The sequence below is a fragment of the Burkholderia sp. E168m23 genome, from assembly GCF_016586125.1.
In the GTDB taxonomy this organism is placed as follows: domain Bacteria; phylum Pseudomonadota; class Gammaproteobacteria; order Burkholderiales; family Burkholderiaceae; genus Burkholderia; species Burkholderia orbicola.
Genome location: NZ_BCPP01001506.1, coordinates 1 through 959, shown reverse-complemented (window position 1 = coordinate 959; position 959 = coordinate 1). Strand labels below are relative to the sequence as shown.

The 959-nt window shown below is 68.3% G+C and carries 2 protein-coding genes; one reads left to right on the top strand and one right to left on the bottom strand.

Annotated elements, in window-relative coordinates:
* Positions 1-265, top strand: a 265-nt coding sequence (locus JMF90_RS38505) for a glycosyltransferase family 9 protein (RefSeq protein ID WP_305790784.1), incomplete at its 5' end; no start/stop codon positions are given.
* A gap of 80 nt (positions 266-345) precedes the next feature.
* On the opposite strand, the gene JMF90_RS38500 is transcribed toward JMF90_RS38505, so the two are convergent.
* Positions 346-959: MFS transporter (locus tag JMF90_RS38500; RefSeq protein WP_201326485.1), on the bottom strand; the 614-nt coding region annotated here is incomplete at its 5' end.

Sequence of the window (959 nt, the reverse complement as noted above, 5' to 3'; positions counted from 1 at the left end):
CGACGGCCGGCTGAACGACTTTGCCGATACGGCCGCGCTGATCGAGCGCCTGGACGGCGTCGTCACGATCGACACGGCGGTCGCGCACCTCGCGGGCGCGCTCGGCAAGCCGCTGTGGGTCATGCTGCCGTTCGCGGCCGACTGGCGCTGGTTCACCGGCGACGACTGTCCGTGGTATCCGCGAGCCAGGATCGCCCGCCAGCCGGCCCCGGGCGCGTGGCGCGACGTGGCGGCCTCGGTGGCCGACATGCTGCGCAACGCATGACCGCAAGCGAAAAAGGGAGCGCATCGCGCTCCCTTTTCGATGTGATGCGCGGCCGACACCGCGCGATATACCGGCCGCCGTCAGGCTGACTTGTACTGGTTGCGCGCATCGGCCGTGCGATACAGCACGAGCGTCGCGATCAGGCCGCAGATCGCGGCCACGCTCAGCCACAGCCCCGGCGCCGCCTTGTTGCCCGTCTGGTGGATCAGCAGCGTCGAGATCGCCGGCGTGAAGCCGCCGATCGTCGTGGCCAGGCTGTACGCGAGCGAGAAGCCGGCCGTCCGCACGTCGGCCGGCATCACTTCGGTCAGCGCGACGACCATCGCGCCGTTGTACGACGCGTACAGGAACGACAGCCACAGCTCGACCGCGAGCAGCCGCAGGAACGACGGATCGCCGACGAGCCACAGCACGGCCGGATAAGCCGACACCAGCGTCAGCACGGTGAAGGCGATCAGCACCGGGCGGCGACCGATGCGGTCGGACAGCGCGCCGGACAGCGGCAGCCACACGAGATTCGAGATCCCGACGCAAACGGTCACGACGAGCGCGTCGAGCGACGACAGGTGCAGCACTTCCTTGCCGAAGGTCGGCGTGTAGGCGGTAATCATGTAGAACGACACCGTCGTCATGATCACCATCCCCATGCCGGCCACCACGACACCCCAGTTGTCGAGCATCGAGCGCATGATCT